This window comes from Paenibacillus mesotrionivorans, from assembly GCF_046098205.1.
GTDB classification, from domain to species: domain Bacteria; phylum Bacillota; class Bacilli; order Paenibacillales; family NBRC-103111; genus Paenibacillus_AR; species Paenibacillus_AR mesotrionivorans.
This window is the reverse complement of the sequence record NZ_JBJURJ010000016.1, coordinates 67,242-93,490: the sequence shown is the minus strand read 5'-3', so window position 1 is coordinate 93,490 and position 26,249 is coordinate 67,242. Positions and strand designations below refer to the sequence as shown.

Genomic DNA, 26,249 nt, shown 5'->3' with positions numbered 1-26,249 from the left:
ATGTGTGTTTTTATAGTACCCTTGCGGGTTTAACCCTTGATGGAGCCGATCAGCACACCTTTCACAAAATACTTCTGCAGGAACGGATAGATAATGAGCATAGGCAGCACCATGACGATAATGCCTGCCGACTTGATCGCCTCCGGCGTCAGGTTCCGGAAGGCGTCCGGGTCCAGCTGGGCCAGCTCCGACATCAGGGACTGGCTGCGGATCATATTTTGCACCAGCACGGACAGGTTAAACTTGGAGGAATCGTTAATGTAGATCAGGACATTGAAGAAGGCATTCCAATGGCCCACTCCATAAAACAGCGCAATGGTGGCGATCACCGGCAGGGACAAAGGCAGTACCATCTGGATGATCAGCCGCCATTCCCCGCAGCCGTCGATCCGGGCCGCATCCTCCAGCTCCTCGGGAATATTCTCGAAGAAGGTCCGGACAATGAGCAGATTATAGGCACTGATCAGTCCGGGCAGCCACAAGGACCCGTAGGTGTTCACCAGCCCCAATGATTTGATCAGCAGGTAGTTGGGAATCAGCCCCGCTGTAAACAGCATGGTAAACACAATCGCCAGGGTGAAAAACCGTCTTGCATAAAAATATTGCTTGGACAAAGGGTATGCTGTCAAGACAGTAAACACCATATTTAGCGCGGTGCCCACCAGCGTGATCAGCACACTGTTGCGGAAGGCGCCCAGCACATCGGTGCCGGAGACCAGCTTGCGGTACGCTTCTGCCGTAAATTCTACCGGCCACAGCCCCACCTGGCCCATCGTAATGGACTCGGCGCTGCTCAGGGACAGCGATATGATGTGGAGAATGGGCAGGATGCAGCTTAGGGAAGCCAGCGACAGAATTACATAGTTAATAGCATAAAATATTTTTTCTCCAGCGGAAATTCTCATCCCTCTTCTCCCTCCTACCACAGTCCCCGGTCATAACGCCGGGCGATCGTATTAACCACCAGCACTAGTGTGAGACCGATTAAGGATTCAAACAGTCCCATGGCAGTGGCGTGGCTGAATTGGCCGGAGCCCAAACCAACCTTGTAGTTCCAAGTGCTGATGACCTCCGCTACACCGATGACCACGGAATTCTGCAGCACATAAACCTGGTCGAAGCCCACATCCATTACATTGCCGATGTTCAGAATAAACATCAGAACAATGGTCGGCTGCAGCGCAGGAAGGGTAATATGACGGATTTGCTGCCATTTGTTGGCCCCGTCCAGATTGGCCGCTTCATACAGGCTGGGATCAATGGAGGTTAAGGCCGCCAGATAGATGATGGCCGACCAGCCAGCCGTTTTCCAAATCCCGGAGCCAACGAAGATGGCAATCCAGGAGCCTTCCTTAAAGAGAAAGGGATACGCCTCTCCCGTCAGCCTGCTCACCCAATGGTTCACAATGCCGGTCTCCAGGGAGAAGACCATGACCACCAGACCGCCCACGATAACCCAGTTGAGAAAATGGGGCAGGTACAGAAGCGTCTGCGTCCATTTTTTGAACCAGGATTTCCGCACCTCATTCAGCAGGATCGCCAGAATGATGGGAAACGGGAAGCCCACGAATACGGTGAGGGAGCTTAACACCAGGGTATTGCGGATGATGGTCAGTGTTTTCGGGTTATTAAACAGATACTCATAATTCCCCAATCCCACCCAAGGGCTGTGCAGGATGCCGTCGGCGAAATTGTAATCCTTGAAGGCGATTACAATCCCCAGCATGGGAACGTACTTGAACAGAACGAAAAAGATTACTGCCGGCAAAAACATGACGATGAGGGGCTTGTTCAGCATCCACCGCCTCCGCCCGGACAAGGTGTGTTTTGGCGCCGTTCCGCGGCCTGTGCTTGTCTGTGCGATTTCCATATCGTTCATCGTACTCACCTCCGTCTTGTTACCGATTGCCGGCCAAACAGGCTGCCCGGTCCGGGAAGCCGATCCGGCTAGCCGCAATCACAATGTAACCCGAACCGGGGGCTTCGGACAATTGACAGCTTTTGAGGAGGCTATCACTTTTTGAATCAGCTGAAAGCCCGTGCTGCTGCTGGCTTTTGTGCAAGAACCTTTCACATTTTGCACCCCTATCATTTCTTGAATGCCAATAAAAAAGGACGGGACGCTTCCGCAATCCCATCCTTGTATGCTGTTACGCACCTTCTTGGCTCCGGTATTCCCCCGGCGTGGTGGAGGTTACCTTCTTGAAGGCCCGGTTGAAGGAAATATAGTTGGTGTAGCCCACCCGGCTGGCAACCTCATGGATGGTCTCCCGGGTTTCCTTCAGCAGCTGCTGGGCATGGCCGATCCTCACCTGGGCCAGGTAATCCACAAAATTTTCGCCGAACTCATCCTTGAACAATCTGCTCAGGTAGCTGGTGCTGATCTGGAACTGCTCACCGATCAGGGATAAGGACATGTTCGGGTCCGAATAATGCTCCTCGATGTACCGCTTAACCTCCTGAATAACACTGTGATTGCTCTTGCTTTGGCGGAGCATTCGGAGCTTCCTCGCATTGTCCTCCAACAGCTTCTTGAAGTCGGCATGAAGCTCCTCCATGGTTTCGAAACGCTCCAGCGCATCATTCAAGCCCGGAGCCGCCTCCTGGCGCCATATCTCCTGCATCTCCTGGGGCAGCTCCATCATTTCGCGGAACAGGTGGTACACCAGATAATTCATGATGTTCATTAATTCATCCCTGGAGAGCAGTCCGGTTTTCAGGTCACCGAATAACGCCTCGAACTGCTCCTCCCACTGGGGGTCCCCCAGCCTGTATGTCTGGGCCAAGGATCGGATGGTCTGCAGCCCTTTGTAGAGCTCCGCATCGGATTTGACGCCAATGTCCTTCTGCCCGATGAACCGTCCACGCCCCAGTACCGACTTATATTTCATGGCCTCCATGGCATCATCATAGGACCGGTAAATGTCGGATACCTCAGCAACGAAGCCGCCGGAGGACATGGTTACCGTAAAGGTCAGATTGGCCTCCACCCAAACGATGAGTTCTTGGCCTACCTCCATAATGGTTTTATCCAAATCCGGGCCTTGGGTAGTATCCGTGATGAGAAACAGCATCCCCATTTGTCCATTGGACAGCCAATCCGGCCACACGGCCAGGCTGCGTTTGTGGCACAGCTCGCCCAGAGCATTCACCAATGCATACCGCAGCAGCTCTTGGCTTTTATGGGTATAGGCCTGGCTGAAATCGGTAAACCGGTCAATCTCCAGAAGCCCCACGGCAAGCTGGCGGAAATCCGGCTCCAATCCGTATTTCGGCAGCTCCAGCCTCCACTCGTCCCGTGTTACTGTTCTGCTCCCCTCCAGCAGCTCATGGAAAAAGTGGCGCCGTTTGTAGATGATATCCTCCTTCTGCTGCTTCCGGTACTCGTCCGAAGCCTGGATAATTTCACTCAGGGTGGATTCGATATAGGAAAATTCATCATTGCCCGTCTTCTGCGCCGGGGAGGGCAGCAGCTTGCCGGTCATGCTGCTGATCCGCTGCATCATGGTGGCTACCGGCTTATAATTGCGGCGGGAAACCAGCACCAGCCAGCCCAGTCCTACAGTGATGATGAGGATGACCATGATGATCCAGATAAACGAAATTTTCAACAGGATCTGCAGGAAGGAACCGCCTACCATGCCGCTGCGGATCTGCCAGCCCGTATAGGTGGACACCACCCGGGACAGCTCCTGCTTCTGGTTGGGAGGGATGAGCGTAGCCCCTTCCTCCGCCTGCAGCCCGTTTTCGGTGCCCAGCAGGAAACGGCCGTTGGCATCGTACAGATGGATGAAGCTGATTTCATTGCCGATCATGTCCCTCAGGAGATTCCGCAGGGCATCCGCGGACACGTTCACCACCATGAGCCCCTTCTCACCAGTAATGAGGGGGATACTGCGGGTGAGGCTCACCACCATATGGGAGACCTCCGGCGACGGCCCGGCGTTTCTGGGCTCGGACCACCCGGTAGGCACCGGGCCGTTAACAGCCCGATCAATAACGCCCCTGTCGGAGAATTGCTCCAGGGGACTGATGGATTGATGGCTCAGCACTACCTTATCGGATAAACGGTACAAATAGAGGGAGTCGATCAGCGGATTGGACAGCTTCAGCTGGATCAACCGGGTGGAGGCGTTGTGGGCGGCGATATAGGGATTGCCCGTATCGGAGAAAAAAGGCTCGAATTCATTGGAGATGATCTCCCGGTTCATCATTTCGCTGATGGCACGAAAGGAATAGTCCAGGGATTGCACCGCCTGCCGGGAAAACACTTCGTTGGCCTTGGCCGTCTCCTTCTGGGACAGCTCGGCGGAACCAAAATAGAAAATAACCAGCAGCAGGCTGGGGACGATAATAAAAATCGGCATATATGAGATGAGCAAGCGGTTATACCAGCTGTGGTTCAATGGGCTCCCTCCTGACTATCTCCACGTTGCCACAATGTTCATGAAAAATCAATCCCATTTTGCAAGCCGTTACCTTTCCTGCCCATAAACACAAACAACCAATCCAGCCAGGCCATATCGCCTGCTCCGGATTGGTTGTTCAGAAGCCGTTGAACCGGACGGATTATTTCAGGACAAGCACCAGCACTACGGCCAGCACAAGCACGATCACAACGGGAAGCCACAGCTTCACGGCCAAGCTCTTTTTCTTGACTTCGTCTGCTATTGCGGCCGGCGGTGATGCTCCTCCGACTTTAGTCACAACTGTTCCGCAATACCGGCAAGACAATGATCCTTCCGGTATCCTTTCCTTGCATTGCGAACAAATGATCTCCATGGCGCGCATCACTCACATTCCTTTAAATTGGGAAGGCATAGGTAATGTATGCGCTTGCGGAGGACATCCATTAATACCAACATGATATTGGACAAACAATGTCCCATCTATTTAAGCCCACAAGTGCAAAACATGAAGCAATTCCTTTCTTTAACCGGCTCCCCTCTTTTGTTATACTGGATAAATATTCATTACCAGATCAGTCCCAATACTCAAGTGTTACCTTTGGAAGGAACCGTGAACGGAAATGATACAGTTGTTTCAGAACGCACAATCGCAAAAATTAAAACCCGCCGCCATGCTGAGCTCCTGGTGGCGGTGGCTGCTTCTTGGCAGTGGAGTTGGTCTCTTGTCAGGTACTGCTTCCGCTTTTTTTCTGACAGCCTTAAGTTATGTAACCGATATGCGGCTCCGTCATGGGTGGCTGCTTTTCCTGCTGCCCTTGGGCGGGGCGTTGGTCAGCTATCTCTACCTGAAGATGGGAAAAACCAGCGGCAAAGGCAATAATCTCATTCTGGAGCAAATTCACAACGGCCAGGAGGCTGTTCCGCTGCGGATGGCGCCTCTGGTACTGGCCGGTACGCTCATTACCCACCTCTTCGGAGGATCTGCCGGACGGGAGGGTACCGCTGTGCAGATGGGCGGCAGCTTGGCCGACGGTTTCGGACGGCTCCTGCGGGTATCTCCAGCTACCCGGAGGATTCTTCTGATCTGCGGCATCAGCGGCGGCTTCGGCTCCGTTTTTGGCACACCGTTGGCCGGAACGGTCTTCAGCCTGGAGGTGCTGGCAATCGGCCTCATCTCCCATGAGGCGCTGCTTCCCGCCTTTGTGGCCAGCCTGGTGGGCCATCTGACCACCACAGCTCTCTGGGGGGTGCCCCATCTGCATTACAGCATGGGAGCGGTTCCGGAGCTTACCTTGGCGGTAGCAGGTAAGGTTGTTGCCGCGGCGGTCATATTCGGTCTGGTGAGCCTGATATTCAGTGAACTCACCCACTTCCTCAAAAGATGGTCCGCCCGCCTTCTCACCAATCCCATGCTGAAAAGCTTCGTCGGCGGTACCGCCGTCATTATTCTGGTATATGCAGTTGGCACCCGGGATTACCTCGGACTGGGCATCCCGCTGATTCAAGACGCCTTCAGCGGCGGTGCAGCGCTCTTCGCCTTTGCCTGGAAGCTGCTTTTTACCGCTATCACTCTGGGGACAGGCTTCCAAGGTGGCGAAGTGACACCGCTGTTCGCCATTGGGGCCACCTTGGGCCAAAGCTTGTCCGGGCTCCTGCAGCTGCCTGCTCCGTTTTTAGCAGGACTGGGCTTTATCGCCGTATTCTGCGGAGCCGCCAATACGCCCATCGCTTGCTTTATTATGGGCATCGAACTGTTCGGCTCACAGGGCGCCTTGTATATGTTCATGGCCTGCCTGATCAGTTATCTGGTGTCGGGTCACACGGGAATTTACACCTCCCAGCGTATCGGCAGCGCCAAGTTTCCCTTGGAGCTGATACCCGGCGCTACCTTGGGCCAGCTGAACGGGATGCTTTCTGCCGGAAAACGGGACAAAAATAATAAACGGGAACAGTGACCCTCCCACAACCGATATCAAAACTAAAAAAGAAGCAAGTCTCCGTTGTGGGGGATTTGCTTCTTTTATGTAGGAATTGTACGTACCAAACAATTGCACGATATGCTCAAGGATTAAAATAACTTCTGTGTTCGTTCAGAATCTCGGTCACACGGGACATACAGCCGGCACACTCCCGGATCTTGTTCGCGATTGCTTTGCGTTTTTCAATGTGAGTCAAAGCTTCCAGCGTCACATTAAAGCCGCCGCCAAGGGATTCCAAACAATCGCCTTGGTGGCGGGTCTGGCCATCGCTTCCGTTCCATAACACAGCCAGCTGCTTGTATTGTTGGATGATCTCTGCAATAAAGGTCATATCCGGGTTTTTCTCCAAGGCCCTTTCAAGAAACCTGCGGCAGCTGCCATTGGTTGCAAGATTGCATACATAAATTTTGTACATGGCCCAATCATCAAATGCTTCGGGTTTCATCCCTTCAAACCGGCCATTCTCAATTTCGTCTGCCCAAGAACGGAATGCTTCGGCACCGAAGCAGAATTCCTTGGTTTGGATGGTCAAAAGCCGAGGCATATCCATGATGACATTCCGGTAAATAATTCCAAGATCTGGTTCATTCTTCTTTTCGCCTACAAAACACCATCCAAACCCAAGCAGGTCTGTCCACTCATTGGATTCCGCTCCAAAACGCTCTGGGGAGGCAAAAACCTTATCAAAGGGAATACGCTCAGGCTCAGGCTTATCTGCCATCAGATAAAGCAGGGTTTTGCCATAATCCTCGTAGCCGACAAAAACGCCCCATTCATAAAAATACCGGATCACAGGTTTGCCCTTGTCAATATACGCCATCAGCGTTTGCAGATACATGTCCGGATTCGACCTTACATCCTTCTGTGGGACGAATGTGCTGGCATAGCCGCATGCAGCAAAAACCCCCTCGATGAACCTCCCTTTTTCCCCGCTGCCCACCTGATAATCCGTTGCGCCATCCCCCCGGAAACGGTCGCGAGCATAAACCTGAGCCAAACTATCCCCCGTCAGCCCGGAAAAAAACCAATAATCGTAATCGGGCTCTCCGAGACATTCCATCACATACCTCGCACAACCGTTAAACCAATAGTTCTCCCCGTAATGCATGGTGATCAGCGGATGGATGTTGGGCAAAAGATTGTTGCTTTGTTTTGTAAACATGGCAAGCTCTCCTCCTTTTATTTTTGGTTTAAAGGCATGCTTCAGCTGAGATACCCGGACCTTGCGGAAATACCGTTTCCCGTTGCCGTTTGAGCCGAGGATAACAGGATAAGCCGGCTGTATCCGCAGATCCGTTGTCATGTAGGGAAAATCCACACCACAATACCTTGTTTCGCCGTTGATTATCACAGCAAGATGTTTTTCACCGATAATCCATGTCACACAATTGTATTCATCCGGATGGATGCGGCCCAGCTGTGGAAATACAAAATAATCCCCAAAAACCGGCTGGTTGAAGCTTATGGCTTGTTTGGATAACCCGCTTTCCGAATTGTTCTCCATATTGATGCCGTATGTATGGTTACCGTGAAGAAAGCGGATGCTCCCTTCATCACTTCCGTGAGCAAACCGGCTGCTCGCTTCATCTACACGGAATTCGATATCGACACGGAAGGGAATTCTGACCTCAACCCCCGTGGATAAGAGGCGTTTATCAATAAAGGCGATGTACTCCGCTTCTCCCCATTCGGTAAGACGGTAATGGGGGTTAAGAATCGGGAGCAATTGGTCCATCGGAATGTCCCGTCCCCACAAAACAGGGTTTGCCTCTTCAATCTCAGTTGGTGAAATATCTTCCACCCGACGGTTCGGGACGTAGAGGGCAGCGTTTGGTACCCGGCTTTTGACGGGCAGGAACAATTCGACCTTCTCCCTTTGGGCATCCGGTGAAATAATTGATTCAACAAGGGGCTCGTGACGCAGTCTCCCATCGTGCATATAATCCACTTCATAATAGGCATTGCCGTCAAAATAGCGGATCATTCCCCGGAAGGCCGTATTCATATCATCATCCAGGTATACGCTTCCAACTGCAAAAAGCCCCCCGTGAAATATGTCGTCCATATAAGGGCCATCATTGACGAAGCTTTCGGGAATTGTCCGGATCACAATGGTTTGGTACGTATCGTCCTGATATTCAAAGAGCATATGCTGTCCGGGTTTGACGGCGGGAATGCCCTTTTGGATCAGCCAATCCCAGAAGCCTTCAACCTCGGAAATCCCCGATTCTTTGTGCAGGGAGGATAAAACCCGCATAGGCTTCAATTCAACAATCCGCACATCAACCGGCTTTTCGAGTCTTTCACTGACATCGGACAATTGCTCATAGGTTACGGGATTACTTTTTTCTACGTTTTTCAGCTGTTTATCCATTTCCTCATACAACAGCGGCAGGACAGATATTTGCTTAATCCCATTTCGTATCATGGTCTGTAAGAATTCGTTGACAATCCGTTTCAGTTCGGAAAGTGCAATCACTTCCTCTTCAATCGCTTTGATCCGGTTCACAAACGTCTCCACAATAACACCCATGTCCTGACTTTGGTATATGCTCAAAATGTCCTTAATGGGTATCTGCAGTTTGCGCAGGATTATAATCTGCTTGAGACGCTCCACTGCTTCCGGCGCGTAGAACCTGTATTTCTCGTTTTCCGGTCGCACACTTTCGATTAGACCGGCCTGCTCGTAATAACGCAGTGTGCGGGACGAAAGCCCCAGCTCTTGCGACAACTGGGTGATCTTGACCAGCTCCATATTTTTTCCACCTCCTCATTATTCAAAATACTACCACTTGACGCTGCGTCAAAGTCAATGGAATTCTCCGCATACAAAGACAGACAGCAATATCTGCTGCCTGCCTAATCCCATGATCTGTTTTGTTGAATGTCCCAATGGATCTACACTTAAATTGGCAGCCGGTAATACGGAAGTGTCAAAGTAGGTACAAAACCCAGCTTCTGGGCCAGACGGTATGAGGCATCGTTCTCCAGGCGGCAGGACCAGACGGGCTCCAGGCCGTTCTCCAGACAATAATCGATCAGCGCCGAGCATACCGCAAAGGCATAACCCTTGCCGCGGAAACCCTCCGAGGCTTCAATGCCGATCTCCAGCCTTGTCTCGTTGCGGAAGGCGGAGAAGGCCGTTGCCGCCGGCTCACCTCCGTTCAGTGCCGTGAAGCCAACTCCCTCGTTAACGAATTGCTCCTCATTCCTGAAATAAAAGCGGGGCACAACCGCCCCAGGCTGCCGGTGGAACAGCTCTCCTGTGGTCCGCACAATGTTGTGCTCCCGTTGCAGGTGGGTTTGTTTGGCCACTTCATACTTGGCGGGATCAAAACGGAAGTTAACCCGGGTATTCTTCCAGATGGCCCGATCCCCATCCTCCGGCAGTCCGGCTTCCGCCAACAACGCATGATGGGCCTGCATCACCGAACCCATCACAATGTCCCACCCCGCCTCCGGCTCCGTCTGAAGCCATTCCGGCTTAGACCGGCTTCCATCCGCATTGGTCAGGCGTTTGGCCAGCTCCTCCTCAAATTCGCTGCTGCCCGACTTTCCGAACAACAGTGCCATTCCGTATGGATGCGCCACATAAAAAGCCTCCGGCTCCGTTTCCCGGTCCGCGTATACCTCTCCGTCCACACATTCCCGAAGCACGCTCTGCGCGAACATTGTATTAATGGGCAGACGGCGGAGCGCCTCCTCCGCCTTCCCATAATCCTTGTTTGCCAACCTGATCACCGACAACAACCTCCCGCCACCGATTCTATCTAAGAATTCTATGAATAAACCTTCCCGCTATTTTACAGCTTCCCAAAATGGAAGTCTACTCCAATTTTAGCCGCAGCATATCCGCTCCTACGGCAAACTCCTCCATCCCATCCTCCCGGGCATACCGTATGCCGGACAACAGGACACTCTCCCGCAGCACCCCCTCGAAATGCTCCAAAGCCAAAGCCAGCGACCGGCCTGCATCCATCACCAAAAGCACTCTTTTGTCAATGGGAAGCTCCAGCTTCTTGCGGTAATCCTGGATAATCCGCACCACCTCCCGGACAAGGCCCTCTTCGATCAGCTCAGCGGTTAGCGCTGTATCCAGCGCCGCGGTAATGCCATAGCCGGATGCGGAGGCTAAGCCGTCCTTAGCCTTCTTTTCTACGAGAAGCTCCTCCATGGATAACCGGACCGTCCTCGCCTCCACCACCACCTCAACAAAACCATCCTTCAACGTTTGGCGAGCCGTATCTCCTGCCAACAACTTCAAGGCCTGCTGGATTGGTCCCACCAAGGGTCCATAGGTTCTGCCTGCCAGCTTGAGATTGAGCTTGAAGGACAGATCCACCATTTCGGCATCCTCCTCCAAAACCTGAATCTTCTTGACGTTGATCTCTTCTTGGATGATGGCGCCGAATCTATCCACGGACAAAGGCTGTTCCATTACGAGAAGCAGGCGGGACAAGGGCTGCCGGGTTTTGAGTCCCGTTTCATTGCGAATATTGCGGGCCAGCTCCACCACCTGACGGACGGTTTCCATTTGCTCTTCCAGCCCGGAATCCGACAGGGCAGCGTCACCGCGGGGATAATCCGCCAGATGAACGCTTCCCTCCCCACCCAGATTTCCGTACAGCTCCTCGGCCAAAAATGGCATATAGGGAGCCGTCATCCGGGCCAGAGTCAGCAGCACCTGCCGCAGGGTCTGATAGGCCTCCAGCTTATCCTCTGGAAGGCCGTCCGCCCAGAAACGCTCCCGGGAGCGGCGCAGATACCAGTTGCTCAGCTCATCCACGAAGGCTTCGATCAGCCGGGCGGGATTAAGGAAATCATTGGCCTCCAGTCCTTTTTCCACCTGAAGCAGCAGGGTATTCAGCCGGGAGAGGATCCACCGGTCCAAATCATGCTTCGGCTGCTTTACCAGATGAGCCTCCGGACGGTAGCCGTCGATGGAAGCGTACAGGGCATAGAAGGCATGGACATTCTGGATGGTATCCACCACCTTGGATTTAGCGTCTGCCACAATCTGGCGGGAGAAGCGTTTGCTGCTCCACGGTGCGCTGTCCGACAGGAACGCCCAGCGGAAGGCATCGGCCCCGTATTCCTCGATGATTTCCCACGGATCGATGACATTGCCCTTGCTTTTGGACATCTTCAATCCGTTCTCATCTAACACATGGCCGGTGGAAATTACCGCTTTGTACGGCGCCTGGCCGTTATACAGGGTGGAGATGGCCAGCAGGCTGAAGAACCAGCCCCGGGTTTGGTCAATCCCCTCACAGATCATGTCGGCGGGATATTGCTCCCGGAAGGTTTCTCCATCGCCGAACGGATAATGATACTGGGCAAAAGGCATGGACCCGCTGTCAAACCAGACATCAATCACCTCGGAGGTCCGTTCCATCAGCCCGCCGCAGGAGCAGCGCAGCTTAATTCCGTCCACATAAGGCTTGTGCAGCTCCAACTCCTCCGGCACAGGCCCCGCAGCCCATTCCCGGAGCTCCCGGCGGCTGCCCGGCGCGGATTCCTTGCCGCAGTCCGGGCACACCCACACATTCAGCGGCGTTCCCCAATACCGGTTGCGGCTGATATTCCAATCCACCAGCTCCTCCAGGAAACGCCCGAAGCGCCCCTCCTTCAAGTGGCCGGGATACCATTCGATGCGGCTGTTATTCTCGATCAATTGCTCCTTCACCGCCGTGGTCCGGATGAACCAGCTTTCAGTGGCGTAGTAGAGCAAGGGAGATTTGCAGCGCCAGCAGAAGGGGTAGCTGTGCTCGTAGCGCTCCTTGGCGTACAGCAGTCCCTTTTCGGCCAGATAACGCACCACATCCACATCGCAATCCTTTACAAAACGCCCCTGGAATTCCTCCACCTGAGCTGTATACCGACCGGCCGTATCCACCACATTATGAAAGTCCAGCCCATGCCTCTGGACGGTTCTGTAATCCTCTTCGCCGTGGGCCGGGGCGGTGTGCACAATTCCGGTGCCGCTGGTGTCGCTGACATAATCCGCATCCACCACAAGGAAGCCGTTTGCGCCTTTGATGCTGTCAAAAGGAGGCTCGTAGGCCATGCCTACCAGTTCCGCACCCTTCTTCACGGATAGAATCTCATAATCTGTCTTCAGCACCTTTTCCACCAGATTCAAGGCGACCACGTAGGTTTCTCCCTGCTGGCGGGCAAGAGCATAATCCATGTCCTTGTTCACCGCTAGAGCAATATTGCCGGGCAGCGTCCACGGGGTGGTGGTCCAGGCCAGGAATACCAGCCCGTTCTCCTTGCTGGGAAACTTCACGGTAGCGCTCAAATCCTTAACGTCCTCATACCCCTGGGCAACCTCGTGGGAGCTGAGTGTCGTCTGGCAGCAGGGGCAATATGGGCTCACCCGGTGACCCTTATACAGCAAACCCTTCTTGTGGATGGTGGACAGAAGATGCCAGACGCTTTCGATGTAATCGTTATCCAGGGTGACGTAGGGATGATCCAAATCCGTCCAATAGGCGATGGCCTCTGTCAGCTCCCGCCACTGGCGCTCGTATTCGAAGACACTGGCTTTGCAATCCTCCACAAATCGGGCGACGCCGTACGTCTCAATCTCCTGCTTGCCGGAGATGCCCAGCTGCTTCTGGACTCCAAGCTCCACCGGCAGCCCATGAGTGTCCCAGCCTGCCTTGCGGATGACCTGGTAACCGGACATGGTTTTGTACCGGCCGATAAAATCCTTGATTACACGTCCCAGCACATGCCCGATATGGGGCTTGCCGTTAGCGGTAGGCGGTCCTTCGTAGAACACGAACCGGGGGCTGCCCTGCCGGTTGGTGATGGACCTGCGGAAGGTATCCTCCTTCTGCCATTGCGCCAGCACCCGCAATTCCCGTTGCCGGGCCTTTTCCTTCACATCGACGGTTTTCATCTGTTTGCTCATCCTTTCAGCTTAGCTTTTCTTTTCTGCCGGAAAACAAAATATTCCCCCAAAAGTGACGTGATGCTTCGAGGTGAAATCCGATTACTTTTGGGGGAGCCCCGAATAATAATGCAATGGACAAGAGTATTTTTTGCATAAAAAAATCCCGTCCCCTAAGGGACGAGATTGCTCTCGCGCTACCACCCTCGTTCCGCTGGCATCAAAAGCCCGTGCGGCGCTGTTCCGGCGTACGTGTTCATACGCGGCCCTTGTAACGGCGGGGATTCCGGGTCGGCTTACTTTCGTTCAGCCTTCCTTCTCGGAGAGGATATTCGGCTGTTTCCTGAACGTTGGCTTTCAGCACGGGGCCAACTCTCTGGGGATCGGGCAACAGCTTATTTGTTCTCGTCAGCGAATTTGAAAGTTATATCAGTTTAAAAATATTGATTATTGCCAGTTATACCGCAAAGCCATCAGAATGTCAACCGTTGTTTCGCCAGGTTGTTTCCATTTGGACGTTATCAGATTTTTGGCTTAAAGGAAACGTATCTATCAAAGCTGCACAGATAATCGTATACTGGACATATGTTAATAATTGGAGGACATTGATAATGACGGAGCTTCTTGTAACGGAAATGATTGAACGATTGGCAAAACTGGGATTTACCCAAAGCGAGGAAAAGATTGATGAAAAAAGGCTTAAAAAGCTGGAAAAACACTATAAACTGTCTATTCCGGAGCTGTACAGGCACTTCCTTTTGCTGTATGAGAATGGTTCGCCTGAATACGATATTCAATATCGGGCGATAGAATCCGTACCGCGGGCGGACAAGGACAATATGCTTTCATTCGGTTCATTCTTGGTTGCTGTCGATGGATCTGATAGCCTGGAACAACATATGAAGGATTATTACGAAAGAATGCCGTCATCCCTTTTACCCATTGCTGCGGATCTTACAGGGAATCTGATTTGTATGGGATTAAGCGGAGCAGCGGAAGGAAGAATCTACTATTGGGATCATGAAAATGAGCTGGCTGCAAAAATCATGCTGCAAATGGATTTGAAGGGTATCACCTCGATAGATGATTATTGGGAAAACCTCTACGTTGTAGCGGATTCTTTTATGGATTTTATCAGGAGTCTGCGAATGGAAGAGGCAGCGGAAATAAAAAAGGTTAGTGCCGTCATTGTAAGAGAAAGCATGCGGGAGGGTTTTATTGAAAGCATGAAATTAGCCCGGGAGAAATTAGAAGCCGAGGAGAAAAAGAAAAAAGAGAAGCGCAAAAGCAAATAATGTTTCATGCCGAATTTTGAAAGCATACCACCCGGTCCTGGGTCAAAGCCGCTCACTATCTTAAATAACTCTTGGGAGGGCAATAGAATGACTTTTAAAGAACAAATACTTAGATTATTACCTAATAGCGGAGATCTTTCTAATACCTCAGCAGACGAGTTGATTAATTATGTGTATTTAAATCTGTATAATGATGAAAACAATGATTTTAGAGATGAAGCGGTCTTTCCCAAACTACCGAGACTTTTACTGGACATCATACTGCTTATAGAACTCGATACGGAGTTAAATATGAACGGAGTTTTAGGGTTTTTAGAGAATTCGAGTGGCCAATACATAAAAGAGACGATAGAAGTATTAGAACGGATTAATGCTTATAAAGATGCTGATGCATTAAAAACTATCAAAAAAATACTTAAAAACAATAGCCTTAATACAAGGCTACTGAATGATGATTTGCAATGCCTGAATCAATATGAGATTAGTAATTTTATGCAAACACATAGAATAACCGATATTGAAATCATTGACCAAATTGAAAAAGCATCTGAGAATTTTTATTTGTATCAACAAGAAGAGAATGTATTTGACAAGCTAATTAATTATATTGAAACCAATAAACAAGAATTGATTCAAGAATTAAATACATATTTGTAAGCTGAGGGATAGACGTACCCCCGGTACGCCTTCACAAAAGTGCCTTGCCTGGAACGAACATTCGCCAAAATCTGCTCCCCTCGGAGTTTGAAGACACACCCTAGGGGGCAGAATTTTTACGTAAGGCTGCGTAGTCTATTGGCTAACTCTTCGATCTTGTTGGACGTAAGCAATGGAATCAGCGGCTTTACCGTTTCGATGTCTCTCTCCCACCACTTGGTTTCCTGGAGAAGCCGGATCTCTTCGTCACTGAAGCGCTGCCGGATCACCTTGGCCGGATTGCCGCCCACTACGGCAAACGGCGGAACATCCTTGGTGACCACAGCACGCGAGGCGATGACCGCCCCGTCCCCAATGGTGATTCCGGGCATAATCATGGCCTCGGTGCCGATCCACACATCATTGCCAATGACCGTATCACCTTTGGCCAAATAGCCGTTTTCCGCCCCCTCATACAGATCCGGCGTGTAGTAGAACGGATAGGTGGTGACCCAATCCATCCGGTGCCCCTGATTGCCGCACATGATAAATACAGCGCCGGACCCGATGGAGCAATATCTGCCGATGACAAGCCGGTCCACATCATCCCGGTCAGGCGACAGATAACGGACGCAATAATCCTCAAAATGCTGCTGGTGGTAAAACCCGGAGTAATAGGAGTAATCCCCTGCAATGATATTTTTGTTGGTGATATGATCCTTCAGCACATAGCTTTTGGTCCAGTGCTCGAACACATTGGCCATTTTATGAACCCCCGTTTTGGATGGTTAGTAGTATTCCGTTTTCAGCTTACCCTCTTTTGGCCTCCGGAGCTATCCTTTCCCCGCGGTAAAAATCGTTTTAGCTGTTTTTTCCGGGGTAGGTCGATCGATACCGGGAAGTGTAACGGAACCCAGCGACCTTTAGACGGGTAAAATGGGCGGTTTTTAATTTTAACGGAACTCAGTGACTCTTAAAGGCTGCAGAACGCTCCAATTGACGAAATTGTGCCTGTAACAGCGCCTCAGTTCCGTTAGAGCGCCAACAAAGGGAAATTAGGCGTTTAAGAGCCGCATAGTTCCGTTACAGCGGGCACCTCCATAAACTGCTGGGCACCTCCATAAACCGACCAGACTCCTCTGCAAACGCACATGCTCTACCTGCAATACCCAGATAGAGGCCGACCATGTGTATGGGAACCGAAGCCAAACCTTGTATGCAGACGCGGATTATGTCATGATACAGGTAGCTTTTAATAGCTTATCACACTAGAACAGGTGGTTTCACATGGCAAACAAACGGAATTCGGAGAACGGCCGCAGGTCCGGCTCCTCTTCCCATAAACAACAATCCGATAAGAACCGCCCGGCCCGCCGCGGAGCCGAACGGCACCAGCAAGAAGGGCGGGGCAAGAGACAACGGCAAGCAGCCCCGGGCAGCGCCTACGGGAGCACCGATTACCGCGGCGGCAGTCAAGCACCGGCTGGAGCCGCTCAAGGACGGTCCGCCCCTGAGTCCGAAGGGCAGCGCGACCCAAGAGTTGGCAGGCGTGATGGCCGCCGCGGCCCTTCCGCAGCAGGAGCCGGCTATGACCGGCGGCGCGGCCCATCACCTGCATCTGCCGGACAAGGCTCTCCCCGACGCCCGGAAGCAGGCGAGAATACCGGAGCCTTGTCCCTCTCCGGCCGCCGCAAGGGCGAGTGGTATGAGATCCGACTGCCGGATCAATACGGCACTGCCCCGGCATCGGCGATGCTGCGTTTTCTTCCCTTGCCTCCCAAGATGGCAAGCAAGTTCCTTCAGGATAACGCCATCCAGAAAAGCGGCAATCTGCTGAAGCTGCGCCTGTTCCCTAAGGAACGCCTGGGAATGGAGCCGGATTGGCATGATCTGAACATCCTGTTTGAGGATGATTTCCTGCTTATCGTGAACAAGCCTATGGGTATGGAGGTCCATCCAAGCGCCCACGGCCAAAAAGGCACCCTGGCTAATGCAGTGGCCGCTTATTATGAAATGACCGGCAAAACCTGCAAGGTCCGTCCTGTGCACCGGCTGGACAAGGATACCACCGGCCCGGTGATTTTTGCCAAGAATGAGCTGGCCAGCGTCATTCTGGAGAAATCCCTCAAGGATAAGAAGATCGAACGTCTCTATGTCGCCGTGGCGGAAGGGCGTATAATCCAGCAAAAGGGCACCATTGACGCTCCTATCGGCCAGGACCGGCTCCACTCCACCCGCCGCCGGGTCAGCGAAACGGGAGAGCCTGCCGTCACTCATTACGACGTGGTGGAACGGCTCAAGGGCCATACCTTGGTCCGCCTGCGGCTAGGCACAGGACGGACGCACCAGATTAGAGTCCATCTATCCCATATCGGCCATCCCATCGCAGGAGACGGCATGTACGGCGGCAAACGCACCCATATTGACCGTCAGGCACTGCATGGGGAGAAGCTGATTTGTTACCACCCGTGGACAGGGAACAAAATCCATGTGACGGCCCCGATGCCGGAGGACATGGCTCAAGCAGTGTCAGGACTGCGGAACCGGAAAAGCTAAAACCAACTTTCAAATTCAAGAACCGGACTCCCAGGAATCCGGTTCTTTGTTATGTCTGGCCGGTGCCTCACGGCGATTGACAGATGCCGGTAAACAGGACAGTGCCGTTAGCAGCGGTGATGCTGTACAGGAACGGCCGGTCCAAAACTCAGCAGCTTCACCTTTGGGCAACCCACTGCCCGCCATCAATATTTCTGTAAAAGCGGCTGCTTCCACCCCTTTTTCGTCAACGGCTATGTGGGTATTCTGGGTAATTTGGCTGATAAAAACCGAAGTATCGCTCATCACGCTGAAATTCGCCTGGTCTGTAAACGGGGCGTTCATACCCATAGCCTTTAGGGCCTGCACCAGCTCCAGCTTAGAGCTGTAATCGAATTTGGGCACCTTCAGATCCAGCTTATATGTGGTTTTTCCCGATGCCGGAAGCAGTGCCCTGGTTTTCTCGGGTGTGGTCACCAACTCCTTGACGGAAACCCCCTTATCCGGCAATACGAAGGTCATGGCGCCTCCGTTTTTCAAGCGGAGGGTTGCGGAGGCAAACCGGTCTTCCTTGATGTAATCCGCCGTATAATAATTCCTGCTCATAAAAGCCGCGGTCAGCTGCCCCCCTTCCTCCGGATAAAACATTCCCTGGACGGTTTGGCTTTCGTTAAAGGCATCCAACCATTCATCCTTAAAATCCAACGTATTCAAAAGTGCCATAACCTGCTGGGGGTCAGGCTGGATCGTAGGCGTAATTTGCCCCCCTGTATGCTCGCGCACCCACTCTCCCATTTTTTCAGCTGTCTCCTTTTGGGCAAAATCCGCTGTATGCAGAGAGGCATAAAAGCTCGCGGACGCCAGCTTCTCGTACTCCTTCTTAAAGCTGTGCCCTTGCTGGATCCACATGGAGTTGGCTGTTTTGAGCCTGCCGATTTCATTGTCCGTATGGAGCAGGCGGATGAGCTTGCCCGTGTCCGCAGCCAGCCTGCTAATGTTCCCAGGACTGTTGCCTCCAAGCAAGGAGAGCATCTCCTTTTGGGTCGCGCCCTCCGCTCCGGAGGCGGCAAGGGCTAACGCAACGTACAAGCTGTATGGTGAATAGAGAGTATTGCCCTGCCCCTCACTCAAAATACGGGAGGCCGTATGCATCGAAAATTGCTCCAGAGCGTCCATTGGGACACACGGTTATCCTCCTGAATGCTTCGTTTGGCCTCCACATCCCCAAAAGCAGGGGCAACAAGAGGAGCCGGTTTGGATGAAGGAGCGGAACCGCAGGAAACAGCGGTTGCAAGCAGAGGAGCCAGCAGAAGGCATTTGGTGGAGCTTCGCCAAATAGAAGTTGTCATTTTGATCATCACCGTCCAATTTATTCGTTTCTTACTTGACGATACAGTATCCACATTTGTTGCCAATTGAAGCGAGAATTAAATTTAACGTCATTAAGTTTACATAATATTATTTATGTATACATCCTCTCGGACAAGGATAGAAACTTTTCCCTTCCCTTGTTATACTTGAACTCAAGCAGGTTATCCGTTTAACCCACACGGGGGTGCAATTATGAATATCATTAAAGCCAAGGACCGCAAGGAGCTGGACAGCCGGCTTCCCGCCATGCCCTGGTACATCGAAAAATTCATCAACTATAAGCTTCCCGACCTCTCCCCCTCTTCGCTGTTGGAGTATGTGCGGGATTATGAGATTTTCCTGAACTGGCTGATGGCCGAAGGTTTGACAGAAGCCTCCGATATCCGGGAGGTTCCCTTGTCTGATCTGGAGAAGCTGCGAATGGATGCCATCGACAACTTCCGCATGTCCCTGGCCACCGGTGTGGGCGGGCATACCAACAGCAAAACCACCATTGTCCGGAAGCTCTCCTCCCTCCGGTCCTTGTTCCACTACCTCAGCCAGATTGCCGAGGACGAGGAGTTTTATCCCCTGCTGAAGCGCAACATTATGGCCAAGGTGGAGATCAAACGGACTCATAAGCCCAAGGATACTGCGGCCAAGCTGGAGGGCAAGCTGCTGCAGGAGTATGAAATTGCCGAGTTTATTGAATATGTGGCTCATGGTTACGGGGAGGCTGTTGCCGCCAACAAACAGGCCTCTTATTTCCACCAATTGAACAAGGAACGGGATGTGTGCATCATCAGCCTGATTCTCCATTCCGGTCTGCGGGTATCCGAGGTGGTAAACCTGAATGCCGACGACCTGGATCTGAAGAAGAAGCTGGCTTATGTCTACCGTAAGGGTAAAAATGACGAAACCTTCAAAACCCCAGTCTATTTCCGCCAGCTGGCGGTTCAGCATCTGGAGACTTATCTGGAGCTGCGGCCTGCCCGGTACAAGGCGCCGCGGAAGGAAAAAGCCCTGTTCCTGGCCATTGCCAACGGCAAAAAGGAAGGCGAACGGATGACCAAACGGGCCATCCAGGAGATGGTCATCAAATACGCCAAACGCTTCGGCAAGCCCTACTTGTCCGTCCACAAGCTGCGGCATTCCTTTGCAACAGATTATTATGTCCGCAACGATCTGTACAAAACCCAGGAGCAGTTGGGGCATGCATCTCCCGACACCACACAGATTTATGCCCACCTTACGGATAAAACCATGGCGGAAGCTATTGACCGCCCCAATGCTGATCCAACAGGAACGTAACAACCAGCACGACAAAAAGACAAAAAGAAGCTTTGCCGGACAGCAGATTCCACTCTTCGGCAAGCTTCTTTATTTTTCGTCATTTATATTTAATGTTCTAAATATTTATGTTCATTAAGGATTGATAAACATCTGGGTCCAATAGTACCGGTAGCTGCCGCCGGTGCAGTAGCCGACCCCGATTTCGGAGAAATTCGGGCTCAGAATATTCTGCCTGTGTCCGGGGCTGTTCATCCAGCTGTCCATCACCGCTTGGGCCGTTGTTTGGCCAGCCGCAATATTTTCCCCGGCTGCGGAGTAGCTGATGTTGAAGCTTTTCATCATATCGAAGGGGCTGCCGTAGGTAGGTGACGTATGGGAAAAATACCCTTTATCACGCATATCCACGGACTTGTAGCGCGCCACCCGGGCCAGCTGCCAATTGGCGGTTAAGGGCTTCAGACCGTTCTTGGCCCGCTCCACATTCACCAGGCGGACCACCTCTTCCTCCACCGATTTGGTGGCACTGAAAAGCGGCACAGTTACCTTGTCGCCCGGGTAAATCAAGTTGGGGTTAGCGAATTGCGGGTTGGCCGAGATAATTTCGGACAGCCCCACCTGGTACTTGACCGATATTTTCCATAAGCTGTCGCCGGGCTGGACCGTGTACACATCCGTATCCGCCGGAGCAGCTTCGGCAGGCCGCGGCGCCAGCAGGGTTGCGGGAAGAACCAGCACAATGGCCAGCAGCAAAACAAGAAGTTTGTTTTTATTGGGCATGGGAATTCTCCTTTGACAAAAATGGAATCCTCCCTAATATGCGCCACGCTTCCTGTTCTTACACGAAGACTCTCTGATGTTCTTATAAAGGCTCTTCTTTCCTGTCCCCTGCTGTCCCCTTCAGCTCGGCTAGCAATATCCCGCCTAAAATCAAAGCCCCGCCCACGAGTGTTTGCCGGCTCAGGCTTTCTCCCCCGATGGCAACTGCTGCAGCCGCGGCAAAAACAGGCTCCGATGCAAAAATAATGGCCGTATGTGTAGCTGAAGTGAAACGCTGAAAGTGGGTTTGCGCCCAAAAAGCAAAGGCCGTTGCAAATACAGCACCAATCAGAAGCGCCCGCAGCACCCGGATATCCGTCCAAACCGCAGGGGACAATGCTTCTCCGATATTCTCAAAGCAAGCCGCAGCCACAAAATCCAATAGCGCCGCCACAGTGATTTGGATGCTTGCCAGCAAAAAAGGCTGATGCAGCACGGAATATTTGGCGGTGATCAGAATGTGAAGCGCAAAGGCGAAGGAGCCGAACAGTACAATGAGGTCCCCGATTTGCATAGGTTCGTGAATCCGAAGCGACATAACCGCCAACCCAGCCAGGGCAATGCAAACCCCTGTTCCCACCGCCACAGAAAGCTTCATCCGGTAAAAAACCGCACCCAAAACTGGCACCAGCACCACACATAATCCGGTGATGAACCCGGTATTGGACGCTGAAGTGAACTGGGTGCCTACCGATTGGAACATAAACGCCAAAAACAACAGTGCACCCATCACAGCTCCGCGGCGCCAAACCGCCCATGTCATCGGCTCCTTGTTTTTCATACAGGCATAGCCAATCCACAGAATGCTTGCCGCTAACAGAAACCGGACCGCCAAATGGGTCATAACCGGCATAACGGCAACCGCTTCCTTCAAAAACACAAACATGATTCCCCACACAAAGGTGACGGAAAGCAGCACGGCATCTGCCAAAACTGCAGTTTTCCTCATGATGCGGTCCCCCTATTTCCGTAAAAAAACTCCGGCTCCCTTGAGGAAGCCCGGAGTTGGTGTGTGCTTAATTGCGGCAGTTCCGGTTAGGGATGCTGTTTGATATATTCGCCAACCTTGCCGTCATTCTTCTGAATATGGTTGATCAGCCAGTCTACCAGCGTCCGGTTCAGCTTGATGGTGGTAAGAATGGAGGTCCCCTGAGAGTTCACCTGCTGGAGCAATTCATCGATAACATGCACAAATTCGTCATGCTCCTTCTTATGTACAGCCAGCTCCGGGTATTGGACGCTCTGCATCAGCTTCTCCTCGTCCCGGAAGTGTTCCACTGTGTATGCCTTGAGAAACTCCAGGGTCTCCTGGATTTTTTCCTTGCCCTTCTGGTTGGTGCAGGCCTCCATAAAATCATTCAGCCGGTGCACCAGCTCCTGATGCTGGTCATCAATCTGTCTGACGCCTACATTATACGTATCCCGCCATGTGATCATTGTGCTGGAATCTCCTCTCCGAATGGAACTGTGTTCTGTACCGGAAATCAACAAAATTCCGTATATACAGACATTATTTCACATCTTTCCATTCGGATGCCGTAACATTTCTCACCGGAAGGGAAATTTTTCTTCCATTCATGTGGGATAAGATATGGGATTAGGCGGGATAAAACCCGGGCTCAAGAGCGATAACACCCAGCACAACGGAGCTTAAACCGTGAACCTCCAGCTTTCCTCCCCGGAGCCTGTCGAAGGGGCCATGGTTTCCCAGGCCGAACAGCACCGACCAGACGCCGGGCAGCGGAATTTCGACTGTAACCGTATAGGGATTGGCGTTGTGCACCACGTAGATATCCCGGCAAGGGTCATGATTGGCATGATTCCGCAGCGTAAAAGCAATACAGCCTTCTACCGCCTGCTCGAACACCAGGGATTCGCGAATTTCATCGGCTGTGCGCATCCGGAAGGCGGGATGCTCCCGGCGCAGCCGAATTAGCTGGCGTATTTCGCTGACTGCAGCCTGCTCCCTGGCACAGCGTTCCCAGTCCAGCCAGTTGACGGGATCGGGGGCTATGTAGCTGTTGTGATCGCCGCCTTTGGTCCGGAAAAACTCCTGCCCGGCGTGAAGGAACGCCATCCCCTGTGAAGTCATCACCACCGCAGAGGCCAGCAGGTGGCGTCTCTTCCGCCTGTTTACATCCTCATGTCCGTTGGTAAGGGCGAGCTTATCCCAGAGAGTGTGATTGTCATGGGCCTCCACATAGGCCACAGACTGCACCGGCTCCAGGGCGAATCCTTTGATCCTGTCGTTATAAGCGATGGCCCCGGCAATCCCCCGCCGGACATCCTGCTCGAAGCCGGACTGTCCCCCGGCGAAGCCGGCCTCCTTCTCTGCAAAGGTGCTTCCCTTCAGCGCATCCCGGAGGTTGTCATTAAACTGGCCGATACCGGGCAGCTTCACCGCATTGGCCTGGTCCGCCCGGCGTTCGGGAGCCAGCTCCGTCGGCATGATCCAGCCCTCTCCCAGCAGCACGAAGGACGGATCCATTTCATGCAGACGCCTGCGGACCTCGTTCATGGTATCCAGATCAAGCAGACCCATCAAATCGAAGCGGAACCCGTCCATCCGGTATTCCCTGGCCCAATACAGCACCGAATCCACAATCAGCTTGCGCATCATCGGACGTTCCGGAGCAGTGTCGTTGCCGCAGCCGGAGCCGTTGGAGAGACTTCCGTCGGGTTTATGACGCATATAATAGCCCGGCACCAGCTTGGCCAGATTGGCCCTGTAGCCGTCATACACATGATTAAAGACCACATCCATAATCACCCGCAGCCCGCGGTCATGGCAGGTTTGAATAAGGGTTTTCAGCTCCCGGATGCGGGTGGCGGGATCATACGGGTTCAGGGAATAGGAACCCTCCGGCACATTATAGTTTTTGGGGTCGTACCCCCAATTGTAGCGTTCCAGAGGCGAGCGTTCATCCACACTCTCGGTGGCATAATCGTAAACCGGCAGCAATTGGACATGGGTCACGCCCAGTCCCGCGATGTGGTCAAGACCCGTGCGGATACCAGCAGGTCCTTCCATTCCGGTTTCGCAGGCGCCCACATAGGTGCCTTTATGCTGTACGCCGGAGGAGGGATGGATGGTCAAGTCCCGGATGTGGACCTCATAAATCACCGCATCCAGCGGGTGGACAAAAGGCGGTTTATTCTCCGTCCAGCGGTCAGGCTGGGTGCCGGCCAGGTCCAGTACCGCTCCTCGGTCGCCATTCACCGACACCGCCCGGGTGTAAGGATCAACCGCTTCATTCCATTGGGTGCCGATCCGCACTCTGTAGGTATACAGCTTGCCTGCCAGGTCACCAGGCAGGGACAGACGCCATACCCCCCGGTCCTCCCGGGCCATGGCGTGGCTTTCCCCTTGAGCTGAATCCCAGGCTTCATAGAGCATCACCTGAGCCTCTGCAGCCGTTGGCGCCCACAGCACAAATTCCGTGCTTTCCGGTGTATAACGCATGCCTAAATCATTGCCGTCATAAGCATAAACCTCATCGAATTCCTCCGAAAAAACAGAGAGGCCGCCTGTAATCTCCGGGTCGCCGTATTCAATTGCATAATCCAGTTCCTTTTGAACCGCCATGCCTCCGCCTGCCTTTCCGCTTGAGCATTCACCCGTCCGTTAACCGGGTCTCGTGTCCTCATTATAGGATGATTTGGAAAACCCGGCAATGGAACCGCGGAATTGGCTTGGTCCTCCGGCTTATTCCTCCGGCTTCGCCTTCAGCCTGTCCACCACCTGGTCCAGCTCCTCCGGCTGGAGCAGCTCTACAGGGGAAAAGTCCTTGTCAAACTTGAAGTCCTCCCCCTCCAGCAGCACCACATACCGGTTGCCCAGGCGGGCAAAATGAACCTTGCTGCCATAATCGGACAGTTTGGTTTTGACGAAGGTGTCGCCGATATGGAATTTCAGATCCAGCTCCGGCTGGAACTCCACGATCCGCTGCGCCGCTTCCACTACCATTTCGTGGTCCCAGCGCTCCTGCAGCCTGCGTTTGTCGCTGTTGGCCCACAGCTCATAAGCCTGTGCCTCCTGGAGCATGTCAGGGCTGGCATTGGCCGTTGACACCTCCGGTGCTGCCGGGTAGGGCGTATCATCGAGGAAGGGAATACCGCTTAAAGTCGGCTCCGGGGCCGGTCCGGCCGCCATATACGGGAGGTTCTCTCCTTCTCCATCTCCGTCTGCATCCATGGGCACACTTATAGGCACACCAGCAGCCTCCGCCATACGAATCGCTCGTTCATCGGCAATTTTCACCGGTGCCGACGCTTTAGGCGCCGGGGGGAGCTGATATTTCTGCTCCATATATTCCTGAACCAGCCCCAGCACCTGGCTTTGCACCAGCTCCGGCACGGACTGCTCGTAGGATACGTAAGCCAGGAATTCCTCGAAGTAGCGGGCATGGGAGGCTTGATGGATTTTCAGCTCCCCATACTCCAGCATCCCTTCCTCCGGCATATGCGGGTACTGGATGGACTTAATGCTTTTGGCGCTGATGGCCATATCCACCTGCCCCACCAGACTGTGCTCATCGGTAATCCGGGCAATTTTGGGCTCGAAGTCGCATTTCAGGATAAAGAGGAACGGCTCGTCAAAATATTTGGGCAGAACCGCCCGCGCTACAATAAACGCCCCGCCGCGCACGGAGCTGGTGCCGATATAGGCCCGCAGAAGATCATCGCAGCCGTTATGGTACTGCTCCCGGTCACTGGCCTCCCGGCAGCGGGCGATCATGTTGTAGTTGGGATTGCTGCCCAGCTCGTAGCCGGGCTCCACCACGAAGGTGCCTATTTTGGTAGGGCAGCCCTCCGTGGGCGCGTGCTTTTCCGCCTTACGCTTGACAATCCGCGCAAATTCCCCGTCCAGGAAACGCTTGATCTCGCTTCTTTCGTATTCCTCCCCGTCCAGGGTCTTAAAATGCCGGTAACGCTTGTTTTGCTCGGATGAGCCCTCCGAATGAATGACGAAAAACGACAAAAACTCCACTGAAAAATCCATCTGTCTGATGCTCCTCTATGTTCGAAATCTGCCTTG

Annotated in this window: 20 protein-coding genes and 1 other annotated feature; of the genes, 6 read left to right on the top strand and 14 right to left on the bottom strand. The window is 52.9% G+C overall.

Annotation, left to right across the window (positions count from 1 at the left end):
- Positions 1–29: 29 nt before the first annotated feature.
- The 4 genes from ACI1P1_RS22360 to ACI1P1_RS22345 all read right to left on the bottom strand — a co-directional run bounded on the left by ACI1P1_RS22360 (position 30) and on the right by ACI1P1_RS22345 (position 4,791).
- The gene (locus ACI1P1_RS22360; RefSeq protein ID WP_416218666.1) at positions 30–905 is read right to left on the bottom strand and encodes a carbohydrate ABC transporter permease; all 876 of its coding nucleotides are present in this window, start codon (positions 903–905) and stop codon (positions 30–32) included.
- A 14-nt stretch (positions 906–919) separates the two neighbouring features.
- Positions 920–1,870, bottom strand: coding sequence for an ABC transporter permease (locus tag ACI1P1_RS22355; RefSeq protein ID WP_416218766.1), 951 nt, complete (start codon positions 1,868–1,870; stop codon positions 920–922).
- Between the two features lie 280 nt (positions 1,871–2,150).
- On the bottom strand, positions 2,151–4,406 hold the full coding sequence (locus ACI1P1_RS22350; protein WP_416218665.1) for an AraC family transcriptional regulator: 2,256 nt from the start codon (positions 4,404–4,406) through the stop codon (positions 2,151–2,153).
- A gap of 163 nt (positions 4,407–4,569) precedes the next feature.
- Entirely contained in the window at positions 4,570–4,791 is a 222-nt protein-coding gene (locus ACI1P1_RS22345; RefSeq protein WP_416218664.1) for a hypothetical protein, read from the bottom strand.
- Between the two features lie 238 nt (positions 4,792–5,029).
- On the opposite strand from ACI1P1_RS22345, the gene ACI1P1_RS22340 reads away from it, so the two are divergent.
- Entirely contained in the window at positions 5,030–6,364 is a 1,335-nt protein-coding gene (locus ACI1P1_RS22340; RefSeq protein WP_416218663.1) for a voltage-gated chloride channel family protein, read from the top strand.
- A 106-nt stretch (positions 6,365–6,470) separates the two neighbouring features.
- Here ACI1P1_RS22340 and ACI1P1_RS22335 read toward each other — a convergent pair whose 3' ends face one another.
- From ACI1P1_RS22335 to ileS, 3 genes are all read right to left on the bottom strand, one after another.
- Positions 6,471–9,143 carry a MerR family transcriptional regulator gene (locus ACI1P1_RS22335; RefSeq protein ID WP_416218662.1) on the bottom strand — a complete coding sequence of 891 codons (2,673 nt, stop codon included), beginning with the start codon at positions 9,141–9,143 and terminating at the stop codon, positions 6,471–6,473.
- Between the two features lie 149 nt (positions 9,144–9,292).
- Positions 9,293–10,129, bottom strand: a complete 837-nt coding sequence (locus tag ACI1P1_RS22330; RefSeq protein ID WP_416218661.1) for a GNAT family N-acetyltransferase — start codon at positions 10,127–10,129, stop codon at positions 9,293–9,295.
- Positions 10,130–10,214: 85 nt separating this feature from the next.
- The gene (gene ileS / locus ACI1P1_RS22325) at positions 10,215–13,295 is read right to left on the bottom strand and encodes an isoleucine--tRNA ligase (protein WP_416218660.1); all 3,081 of its coding nucleotides are present in this window, start codon (positions 13,293–13,295) and stop codon (positions 10,215–10,217) included.
- Between the two features lie 164 nt (positions 13,296–13,459).
- Positions 13,460–13,707: a binding site (T-box leader), on the bottom strand.
- Between the two features lie 190 nt (positions 13,708–13,897).
- Between ileS and ACI1P1_RS22320 the strand changes: the two genes are divergently transcribed.
- Positions 13,898–14,581, top strand: a complete 684-nt coding sequence (locus ACI1P1_RS22320; RefSeq protein ID WP_416218659.1) for an SMI1/KNR4 family protein — start codon at positions 13,898–13,900, stop codon at positions 14,579–14,581.
- 87 nt (positions 14,582–14,668) lie between these two features.
- Positions 14,669–15,238, top strand: a complete 570-nt coding sequence (locus ACI1P1_RS22315; protein WP_416218658.1) for a DMP19 family protein — start codon at positions 14,669–14,671, stop codon at positions 15,236–15,238.
- 116 nt (positions 15,239–15,354) lie between these two features.
- Here ACI1P1_RS22315 and ACI1P1_RS22310 read toward each other — a convergent pair whose 3' ends face one another.
- Positions 15,355–15,981 carry a CatB-related O-acetyltransferase gene (locus ACI1P1_RS22310; protein ID WP_416218657.1) on the bottom strand — a complete coding sequence of 209 codons (627 nt, stop codon included), beginning with the start codon at positions 15,979–15,981 and terminating at the stop codon, positions 15,355–15,357.
- A gap of 523 nt (positions 15,982–16,504) precedes the next feature.
- Here ACI1P1_RS22310 and ACI1P1_RS22305 point away from each other — a divergent pair.
- Positions 16,505–17,773, top strand: a complete 1,269-nt coding sequence (locus ACI1P1_RS22305; protein ID WP_416218656.1) for an RluA family pseudouridine synthase — start codon at positions 16,505–16,507, stop codon at positions 17,771–17,773.
- A gap of 15 nt (positions 17,774–17,788) precedes the next feature.
- Here ACI1P1_RS22305 and ACI1P1_RS22300 read toward each other — a convergent pair whose 3' ends face one another.
- Positions 17,789–18,928 carry a serpin family protein gene (locus ACI1P1_RS22300; protein ID WP_416218655.1) on the bottom strand — a complete coding sequence of 380 codons (1,140 nt, stop codon included), beginning with the start codon at positions 18,926–18,928 and terminating at the stop codon, positions 17,789–17,791.
- Between the two features lie 78 nt (positions 18,929–19,006).
- Between ACI1P1_RS22300 and ACI1P1_RS22295 the strand changes: the two genes are divergently transcribed.
- Complete coding sequence (locus tag ACI1P1_RS22295) at positions 19,007–19,171, top strand: hypothetical protein (RefSeq protein ID WP_416218654.1); 165 nt, start codon at positions 19,007–19,009, stop codon at positions 19,169–19,171.
- Between the two features lie 144 nt (positions 19,172–19,315).
- Positions 19,316–20,413 (top strand): tyrosine recombinase XerS, encoded by a 1,098-nt coding sequence (gene xerS, locus ACI1P1_RS22290; protein ID WP_416218653.1) that lies wholly within the window; start codon positions 19,316–19,318, stop codon positions 20,411–20,413.
- A 114-nt stretch (positions 20,414–20,527) separates the two neighbouring features.
- Here xerS and safA read toward each other — a convergent pair whose 3' ends face one another.
- The 5 genes from safA to ACI1P1_RS22265 all read right to left on the bottom strand — a co-directional run bounded on the left by safA (position 20,528) and on the right by ACI1P1_RS22265 (position 26,213).
- Positions 20,528–21,172, bottom strand: coding sequence for a SafA/ExsA family spore coat assembly protein (gene safA / locus ACI1P1_RS22285; RefSeq protein ID WP_416218652.1), 645 nt, complete (start codon positions 21,170–21,172; stop codon positions 20,528–20,530).
- Positions 21,173–21,254: 82 nt separating this feature from the next.
- Positions 21,255–22,160, bottom strand: a complete 906-nt coding sequence (locus ACI1P1_RS22280) for a DMT family transporter (protein WP_416218651.1) — start codon at positions 22,158–22,160, stop codon at positions 21,255–21,257.
- 86 nt (positions 22,161–22,246) lie between these two features.
- Complete coding sequence (locus tag ACI1P1_RS22275; protein WP_416218650.1) at positions 22,247–22,648, bottom strand: bacteriohemerythrin; 402 nt, start codon at positions 22,646–22,648, stop codon at positions 22,247–22,249.
- Positions 22,649–22,808: 160 nt separating this feature from the next.
- Complete coding sequence (pulA, locus tag ACI1P1_RS22270; protein WP_416218649.1) at positions 22,809–24,797, bottom strand: type I pullulanase; 1,989 nt, start codon at positions 24,795–24,797, stop codon at positions 22,809–22,811.
- 120 nt (positions 24,798–24,917) lie between these two features.
- Entirely contained in the window at positions 24,918–26,213 is a 1,296-nt protein-coding gene (locus ACI1P1_RS22265) for a DUF3900 domain-containing protein (RefSeq protein ID WP_416218648.1), read from the bottom strand.
- Between the last annotated feature and the right edge of the window lie 36 nt (positions 26,214–26,249).